Consider the following 8,788-nt stretch of genomic DNA (forward strand, 5'->3'; position numbering starts at 1 on the left):
CGGAACCTACCGTTGGTGCTGATGCTGCCAGCAGTGCGAGCCGGGTGCGCCATCGCCGCGGTGACGGCGCTGGCGACCCTGGCCGGGTGCAGCGCGCCGCCGCAGCCACCGCCACCACCGCGCCAGGTGGCCGAGCTCCCGCCGCCACCACCGTCGCCGGAATCGGTGGGCGCCAACGAGCTGGGCGAGGTCCCGGTGCTCATGTACCACCGGATCACCAGCACGCCGACCAGCGCGTACGACCGCACTCCGGAGGACTTCCGCGCGGAGCTGGAGCGGCTGGCGGCCGAGCGCTACGTCCCGGTGACCGCCACCGAGTACGCCACCGGGCGGTTCGACCTCCCGGCGGGCGCGCACCCGGTGGTGCTCACCTTCGACGACGGATCCGCCACCCAGTTCACAGTGGACACCTCCGGCGAACCGGCACCGGGCACGGCGACCCGCATCCTGCTCGACGTGGCCGCCGAGCACCCGGGGTTCCGCCCGACCGCCACCTTCTACGTCTTCGACCCGCCGTTCGGGGAACCCGCTGGTCACCGCAGCCTCAACTGGCTGCACGAGCACGGTTTCGAGATCGGCAACCACACCCTGGACCACCCGAACCTGGGCCGGATCCCCGGCGCCGAGGTGCAGCGGCAGATCGCGGGCATGCAGCGGATCATCACCGATGCCGTGCCGGGCGCGGAGGTCCGCTCGATCGCGCTGCCGCTGGGCGCGCGCCCGGACGACGAACGGCTGGCGACCGCGGGCTCGGCCGACGGGACGACCTACCGGCACGACAGCGTCCTGCTGGTCGGCTCCAACCCGGCGCCCTCACCGTGGTCGGCGGACTTCGACCCGGCTGCTGTGCCGCGCATCCGATCCCAGGCGGCGACCGGTGCGGACGCCCAGTTCGGCTCCACCGCCTGGCTCGACCGGCTGGCGGCCGAACCCGCCCGCCGCTACACCTCCGACGGCGACCCGAACCGGATCTCCGCCCCGGCCGAGCACACCGCGCAGCCCGCGCCCGCGGTCGCCGGGCGCGTCTACCGCTTCTGAGCCAGCCACTCGTCGCGGGTCAGCTCGTACTCGACGTCGCCGTGCTCCTCGCCCTCGATCGGATCGCCCGGCCAGTCCTCCTGGAGGAAGGTCCGCACGTACCGCATCCCGGCCTTCTCCATGACCCGCCGCGAACCGGGGTTGACGACCATCGCCTGCGCGAAGATCCGCCGCAGGCCGAAGTCGGCGAACCCCTTGTCCAGCAAGGCGATCGCACCTTCGGTCGCGTACCCCTTGCCCCAGGCCGAGCGGTGGAACCGGTAGCCGAGCTCGGCCTCGTCCGACGGCCTGCCCGCCGCGGGCTGCAGGATGAACAGCCCGACGAACCGCTCGGTGGCCCGCTCCAGCACGGCCCACCTGCCCAGCCCGCCGAACTTCTCGTAGCACGAGAGGTATCCGGGCAGGATCTTCTCGACGACCTCGCTGCGCGTCAGCGGCGGCCCGGCGAAGACGTACCGCATCACATCGGGATCACCGTTGAGCTCGAGGACCAGATCGACGTCGTCGGCCCGGAACTCCCGCAGCACCAACCGCTCGGTCGTCAGAAAGGCGTCCACCCGCCCGATTCCAGCACTCCCCCGCACTCCCGGGCAACCGATTTTCCGCCGCACGGCGGGGTCTGCTACCGTTGCCGGGAGACCGCTCGCGAACTGGGAGGTGAGTTGATGATTGCCGCGGAGACCACTGCCACGCGCAGTGCCCGGATCGTCCTCACATCCCGGGTCCCGGTCTGATCCTCTTCCTCCCCGCTTCGCGCGGCGAGTCGTGCTGAGCGCATTCCGGGACCCCTCGAACAAGGGTCTCCACGTTGTCCCACATCGCTGAAGCGTTCTTCGCCCTGCACCGCGGCCTGCCGCGGCAGGGCGCCGGTTCCGACACCACCACCCGGCACCTGCTGGGCCAGGTCGGGCCGCTGCCCACCCGTCCGCGCATCCTCGACGCCGGGTGCGGGCCGGGCCGTTCCGCCCTGCTGCTGGCCGAGGAGACCGGTGGTCACGTGACCGCCGTGGATCTCCACCAGCCCTTCCTGGCCGAGCTCGACCGGGCGGCGGCGCACCGCGGGCTGTCCGACCGGATCACCTCGCTGCACCTGTCCATGGCCGAACTCCCCTTCCCCGACAACACCTTCGACCTGATCTGGGCGGAGGGCTCGGTCTACAACATCGGGTTCGACACCGCGCTGCGGCGCTGGCGCCGGCTCCTCGCTCCCGGTGGCACCGTCGTCGTCACCGAGATCGAGTGGACGGGCACCCCGTCAGCACCGGCGCGGTCCTTCTGGGACGCGGCGTACCGGCTCCGCGAGCACGCCGCGAACGTCGAGGCGGCCCGCGCCGCCGGTTACCGGACCACCCACCACTGGCCGCTGCCCGACAGCGACTGGTGGGACGAGTACTACAACCCGCTCGAAGCGCGCATCACCGAGGCCGATCTGGACCGGCCGGGCATGCGCGAAGCGGTCGCGGCCACGCGCGCGGAGATCGCGCTGCGCCGCGAGCACGGCACCGACTACCAGTACGCCGGATACGTCCTGCGCCCCGAGAACGGAAAGAACCGCATGAACTGGAACACCCGCCCGGAGACCCCCGCCGATCTGCGCGCCATCCGCGAGGTCAACCTCGCCGCCTTCCCCGCCGCCGGGGAAGCCGACCTCGTCGAGGCGCTGCGCGCCGACCAGGACGCGTGGATCGACGGGCTCTCCTTCGTCACCGAGGCCGAGGACGGCAGCATCGTCGGGCACGCCCTGCTCACGCGCTGCCACATCGGCGGTGCACCCGCACTGGCCCTCGCCCCGTGCGCGGTACTGCCCTCCTACCAGCGCAAAGGCGCCGGTTCGGCGGCCATCCGGGCGGCGCTGGAGGCGGCGCGCGCCCTGGGTGAGAACACCGTGGTCGTGCTCGGGCACGCCGAGTACTACCCGCGGTTCGGGTTCGTCCCGGCTTCGCGCCTGGGCATCCGCGCGCCGTTCGAGGTGCCCGACGAGGCGATGATGGCCCTCACCCTCGACCCGCAACGCCCCGCGCTCACCGGCACCATCCGGTACCCGGCGGCCTTCGGCGTCTGATGTCCGCGGCGGCGCGCCTCGCTCGCGGGGCGCGCCGCCCGCTCAGCAGATCCGGCCGCGCGTCGCGGCCGTGGCCTTCAGCAGGTCCCGGACGAGGTCGAAGTCGATCGCCTCGACCTTGCGGAAGCGCAGGCAGCCCTTGCCCACGTCGTGCCCGGCCAGCCGCTCCGCGAAGGCATCGCGCACGTCGGTGCGCATGAGGTAGAGCGAGATGTACTGCTTCTGGCTGGCGAAGGCGATCTCGGCGACGCCGTCGCGCTGGTAGGCGGGCATCCCGTAGTTCATGACCTCGTCGAACCCGCTCAGCTCGGTGCGGCACAGCTCGCGGAGCCGGGTCAGCGCGTCCCGGCGCACCGCCGGGACCTCCGCCAGGTACTCGTCCACATCGCGGGCCGCACTGCTCACCATGCCGGAAGCGTAACCGGGAACCCGCGGGCTCCGTCAGAGCATTTCCAGCGGGTCGAGGCGGACCTGGAGCTCGGCTGCTTTGCGGGCCGCGCGGATCGCTTGGGCCGCGTGCAGCGAGCTCGCCAGGGCGCGGCCCTCGGCCCGGTCGACGCGGACGATCAGGCGTTCCCGCTCGGAATTGCCGTCCTCGTCGACCTCGCCGAGCGGCACCGGGCCGAGGATCTCCGCCGAGCCCGGCAGGTCCGCCGACTCCAGCAGCGCCTCGATGGCCTCCGGGGTGCCGTCGACGGCCGCGACCCGGCGCGCCGGGGGGAAGCCGAGCTCGGCGCGCTCGGCGAGTTCCAGCGAGGCGAACCAGGCCGGATCCCACCGCACCAGCGCCTGCACCGGTTGCAACGAGGACTCCGCCATGACGACCACCCGCCCGCCGTCCCGGGCCGGACGCACCAGAGCAGCCGCGTCGAACCACAGCCGCAGCGTCGTCTCGGCCGCGCGCAGCTCGGGCCGGGCCAGCAGCGTCCGGCCGTCCAGCAGCAGCGCCGCGCCGTAGCCGCCCTCGGCCACCGGCTCGGCTCCCGGCGTGCACACGATCAGCGCGGGCTTGGCCGGAACCGTCGCCAGCACCTCGCCCGCCCCGGAGGTCCGCACCGTCACGTTGCTGAAGGCCCGCCCCAGCTCTTCCGCGGTGCGACCAGCACCGACGGCGATCGCCCGCAGCCGCCGCGACCCGCAGTTGCCGCACTTGAACGCCGCTTCCGCGGCTCCGCACCAGCTGCACGCCGCAGGCTTCGGCGCGCCGCCTTCGCTGCCTCCCGGCAGCGCCAGCGGCCCGGCGCAGCGCCGGCACCGCGCCCGCTCGCGGCAGTCGCCGCACGCCAGCGCCGGCACGTAGCCGCGCCGCGGCACCTGCACCAGCACCGGCGCTCCCGCGCCCAGCGCGGCTCGCGCCGCTTCGAAGCCCACCGACGGCAACCGCGCTGCGCGCGCCGCCGGGTCGCGGGCCAGCTGCGTGTCGTCCTCGCCGATGGCGGTCACTCGCGGCGCAGCCGCTCGCACCTCCGTGCGGTGCGCGACGAGTTCGTGCGCCCAGCCCGACTCGGCGAGCAGTGCGGCTTCGGCGGTGCGGGCGAAGCCGCCGACGATCAGCGCCGCTCCTGCCACGTGCGCGCGCTGGGTGAGCACGTCGCGGGTGTGCGGGTAGGGCACCTGGGGGTAGCTGTGCAGGTCGTCACCGTCGTCCCACACCGCCGCGAAGCCCAGGTCGTGCACCGGGGCGAACATCGCCGCACGCGTCCCGACCACCACTCGCGACGCACCGCGCAGGACCGACAGCCAGCGCCGGTAGCGCTCGGCGGGCGCGAGCTCGGCGGCGAGCGCGACGACCTCGTCGCCGAGCAGGGCTGCGCAGGCGTCGTGCACGCGCTGCAGGTCGCGGTGGTCCGGGACGACGATCAGCGCTCCGCGCCCGGCGGATGCGGCGGTCGCGGCGGCTTCGGCGAGGCGGGCCGGCCAGTCCTCGCCGGGCAGCGCCTGCCAGACCGCCCGCGCCGAGCGGCCCGCGTGCAAGGCGTCCAAAAAGGACTGGCCGTGCTGGTAGCGGGCCCAGCCCTCGGTGCCGGGCCGGGCCGGTGCCGGGCCCGGTTCGCGCGGGGCCTTCTTCTCCGCTCCGGCGTGCCGCGGCGGGATCGCCAGGCGCACCACGTCGGCGAGCATGCCGCCGTAGCGGGTGGCCACCGCGCGGGCCATCTCCAGCAGCTCCGGGGTCAGCACCGGCTCGGCCGACGGCACCCGCTCGACCCAGGACAGGGTGCCCTGGAAGTCGGTGGTCTCGTTGCGCTCCAGCAGGTAGCCGTCGACGAGCTTGCCGCGGAAGCGCACCCGCACTCGGCAGCCGGGCACCGCGTCGGCGTCCAGCCGGTCGGGGACGAGGTAGTCGAACGGGCGGTCCAGGTGCACCGGCAGCGGGACGTCGACCAGCACGCGGGCCACCGGTCGGTGCGCCGCCGCGGTCCGCTCTTCCGTCGCCCCCTTCCGCTTCCGGGGTTGTGCACCTGCCATGCCTCTTCTCTACCAGAAGCCCCGGACCGCCCATCAACAGCACGTCAGGACATGCGGAGCCGCTGTCAGGACCGCGCTCGGAAGCGACCCACCCGGCCCGGGCCCGGCGTAGTCCTGGAGGCACCCGGCGAGGAGAAGAGATGAGCGACCCGGTGCCAAGAACCCCGGCAACGAGCAACCCGATGACCCCAGTCCTGCTCAACCGCACCTCAGGGGACCGTGACGCAACCCAGCCACAAGAAACCCCGAAAACGCAAGATCAACCCACAGACGCAACCACCTCTGCGAATCGCGGAGAGGCGGGACAGATCCCCATGACCCTGGCCGAATTGCTGCCGACCTACCGCCGGAGCCTGCCGGAGAAGCTGCCCGCCGAGATCTGGCCGGACGCCGCGGTGGCGATGCCTTCCGGCGACCTGGTGGTGAGCGGTGTCTCGCTCACCGAGCTCGCCGACCGCTTCGGCACGCCCGGCTACGTGCTCGACCTGCCGACCCTCCGCGCGCAGTGCCGCGCCTACCGCGCGCTGGACGCCGAGATCGCCTACGCGGGCAAGGCGTTCCTGTGCAGGCGGATGGCCCGGCTGATCGCCGAAGAAGGCCTCTCGCTGGACGTCTGCTCGGGCGGGGAGCTCACCACCGCGCTGTCCGCGGGCTTCCCCGCCGAGCGGATCTTGTTGCACGGCAACGCGAAGACCGATGCGGAGTTGCGCGCGGCGGCGCACGCCGGGGTGGGCCGGGTGGTGGTCGACTCGCTCGCGGAGATCGACCGGTTGAGCGGTGCGCAGGACGTCCTGATCCGGGTCACGCCCGGCGTCGACGGGCACACCCACCGGGCGGTGGCCACCGGGGTCGAGGACCAGAAGTTCGGCGTCTCGCTGGCGGGCGGCCAGGCCGCGGTGGCCGTGGCGCGGGTGCTCGCCCGCCCCGAGCTGCGGCTGGTGGGACTGCACTGCCACCTCGGCTCGCAGATCACCGACATCGCCGCGTACGAGGAGGCGGTGCGGCGGCTGGTGGCCTTCCTCGCCGAGATCGCGGTCCGCCACGGTGCCGCGCTGCCGCAGCTCAACCTGGGTGGCGGGCACGCGGTGGCCTACTGCCCCGGCGATGCGGCGTTCGACCTGCGCTGCTTCGCCTCCCGCATCCCGCGCGTGCTGACCGACGAGTGCCGCAAGCACGGCCTCCTGCCTCCGCGCCTGACGCTGGAACCGGGCCGGGCGATCGCGGCCCGAGCGGGGCTGACGCTGTACCGGGTGGTGACCGTGAAGCACAGCAGCGCCCGGACCTACGTGGCGGTGGACGGCGGCTTCAGCGACAACCCGCGCGCGGAGTTGTACGGCGCCCGCTACACCGCACGCCTGGTGGGCCGGTTCAGCAACGCGCAGAAGCGCGCGATGCACGTCGTCGGTCGCCACTGCGAGGCAGGTGACGTGCTGATCCCCGACGCGCAGCTGCCGTCGGACATCCGCACCGGAGACCTCCTGGCGGTCCCGTGCACCGGCGCCTACCACCACTCGATGGCCTCGACCTACAACCTGGTCCCCCGGCCCCCGGTTCTCACCGTGGACGACGGCGAGGCCGAGCTCTGGGTCCGCCGCGAGACCGAGGACGACATCCTCCGCCGCGACACCCCCTAGGCAAGGTTTCCGCAGGTGGTGGCCCGTGAGTGGTTTGAGGGGCTATAGCACCACAAACCACTCACGGGCCCTGACCAGCGGAAACGGAGCGTCCGACGGTCCTGCGGCGCTCGGGGAGGCCACCTGACCGCGCGGGGTTCCCGGAGGTGTGCGGGCGTAATAGCCTGAGCGGCGGTCGAGGATGAGGAGATTCGATGGCGGGCCAGATCCGGCCTACGATCGCCGACGTCGCGCGGGCGGCCGGGGTGTCGCGCACGACCGTGTCGCACGCGCTCAACGGCATCGGCAAGGTCGACCCGCGCACGCGCGAGCGGGTGGTGCAGGCCGCCGCCGAGCTCGGCTACCGCCCGAGCCTGCGCGCGCAGCGGCTGCGCAGCGGCCAGTCGCGGACCATCGGCCTGGTGTCGTCGATGCCGGTCGCGGTGGCAGGTGGCCCGTCCAAGCTCGGCTTCTTCATGGAGGTCGCCGCCGCGGCGGCCGAGACCGCGATGCTGAGCGGCTTCGCGCTGGTCGTCGTGCCACCGCTGGACACCGATCCGCCGCTGGACGCGCTGGACATCGACGGCGCGATCGTGATCGAGCCGGACCAGGACGATCCGACGACCAAGCGCCTGCAGTCCCGCGGGGTGCCGATCGTGACGATCGGCCCGCAGCAGGGCATGGACCTGCCGCACGTCGACCTGCGCGCGCCGCAGGTCGGGCGCCTGCTGCTGGACCACCTGCGCGAGCAGGGCGCGCGCCGCATCGCGCTGCTGATGGGCAGCGGTCACCGCAGCTGGTACGTGGACCTGGCGGAGGTCTACGCGCAGTTCGCCCGGGAGCACGACATGCCGCCGCTGGTCGTGGAGGCCGACGAGTCCGGCGGCGAGGAGACCGGTCGGGAGGCCTGCGCGGAACTGCTGGAGGAGCACCCCGACGTCGACGCGATCTGCGCGGCGGTGGACGCCTTCGCGCTCGGCGCGGTGCGCGCGGTGGCCGAGCGCGGCCTGCGCATCCCCGACGACGTGCGGGTGGCCACCCGCTACGACGGCGTGCGCGCCCGCACCAGCACTCCGACCCTGACCGCGGTGGACCTGCACCTGGCGCAAGCGGCGGCGAGCGCGGTCGAGCTCCTGCTGGCGAACCTGAAGGGCACCGAGGTCCCGCAGGTGGTCAGCAATCCCGACCCGCGCCTGGTCGTCCGCGAGTCGACCTGCCAGGAGTGACACCGCGGCGAATTCCGGCCACAACTGGTTCTTGTGACGTATCCGTGGGTGAGCGGGGTGGGGCCGGGTGCTTCGGCGGTGGTAGCGGGGTCGGGTTGGTGGAGTGACGGGGCCGGTCGGGTGCGAGGCCGGGTTTGGGTTCGAAGCGGTGGGTGGTCGCCTTGGGTGGGGGCAGTTTTGCCTGAAATTGCCCGCGTTTTCGACGAAACCTGCGGTGGTGACCGGAGGCAATTTCAGGCAAAACTGCCCGTGTCACCACCCCGGGTTCCGCCGCACGAGCGGGGACCCGCACCCCGGGGATCGCGCCAGCCAGACCCAGGTCTTGTGTCGCCACCGTTCGCGCGGTGGCGACGTCCGGCGATTTTTCCAGAAAAAGGCACCCC

At 73.2% G+C, this 8,788-nt stretch carries 7 protein-coding genes; 4 read left to right on the forward strand and 3 right to left on the reverse strand.

The window, feature by feature from the left end; all coding sequences use genetic code 11:
• Positions 1-21 precede the first annotated feature (21 nt).
• Positions 22-1,038: a polysaccharide deacetylase family protein gene (locus tag OU416_RS35370; protein ID WP_270931433.1), complete on the forward strand. Its 1,017-nt coding sequence runs from the start codon at positions 22-24 to the stop codon at positions 1,036-1,038.
• Here OU416_RS35370 and OU416_RS35375 read toward each other — a convergent pair.
• On the reverse strand, positions 1,026-1,595 hold the full coding sequence (locus OU416_RS35375) for a GNAT family N-acetyltransferase (RefSeq protein ID WP_270931434.1): 570 nt from the start codon (positions 1,593-1,595) through the stop codon (positions 1,026-1,028). The genes OU416_RS35370 and OU416_RS35375 overlap by 13 nt on opposite strands.
• Before the next feature lie 251 nt (positions 1,596-1,846).
• On the opposite strand from OU416_RS35375, the gene OU416_RS40245 reads away from it, so the two are divergent.
• On the forward strand, positions 1,847-3,100 hold the full coding sequence (locus tag OU416_RS40245; RefSeq protein WP_333779675.1) for a bifunctional class I SAM-dependent methyltransferase/N-acetyltransferase: 1,254 nt from the start codon (positions 1,847-1,849) through the stop codon (positions 3,098-3,100).
• Between the two features lie 42 nt (positions 3,101-3,142).
• Here OU416_RS40245 and OU416_RS35390 read toward each other — a convergent pair whose 3' ends face one another.
• Positions 3,143-3,508 carry an iron chaperone gene (locus OU416_RS35390; protein WP_270931435.1) on the reverse strand — a complete coding sequence of 122 codons (366 nt, stop codon included), beginning with the start codon at positions 3,506-3,508 and terminating at the stop codon, positions 3,143-3,145.
• A gap of 33 nt (positions 3,509-3,541) precedes the next feature.
• Positions 3,542-5,566, reverse strand: a complete 2,025-nt coding sequence (locus OU416_RS35395; protein WP_270931436.1) for a primosomal protein N' — start codon at positions 5,564-5,566, stop codon at positions 3,542-3,544.
• 314 nt (positions 5,567-5,880) lie between these two features.
• On the opposite strand from OU416_RS35395, the gene lysA reads away from it, so the two are divergent.
• Both lysA and OU416_RS35405 read left to right on the forward strand, forming a co-directional pair.
• The gene (gene lysA / locus OU416_RS35400; RefSeq protein ID WP_270931437.1) at positions 5,881-7,200 is read left to right on the forward strand and encodes a diaminopimelate decarboxylase; all 1,320 of its coding nucleotides are present in this window, start codon (positions 5,881-5,883) and stop codon (positions 7,198-7,200) included.
• Between the two features lie 194 nt (positions 7,201-7,394).
• Positions 7,395-8,405 carry a LacI family DNA-binding transcriptional regulator gene (locus tag OU416_RS35405; RefSeq protein WP_270931438.1) on the forward strand — a complete coding sequence of 337 codons (1,011 nt, stop codon included), beginning with the start codon at positions 7,395-7,397 and terminating at the stop codon, positions 8,403-8,405.
• Positions 8,406-8,788: the final 383 nt, after the last annotated feature.

Source organism: Saccharopolyspora indica (genome assembly GCF_027853965.1).
Taxonomy (GTDB): Bacteria; Actinomycetota; Actinomycetes; order Mycobacteriales; family Pseudonocardiaceae; genus Saccharopolyspora; species Saccharopolyspora indica.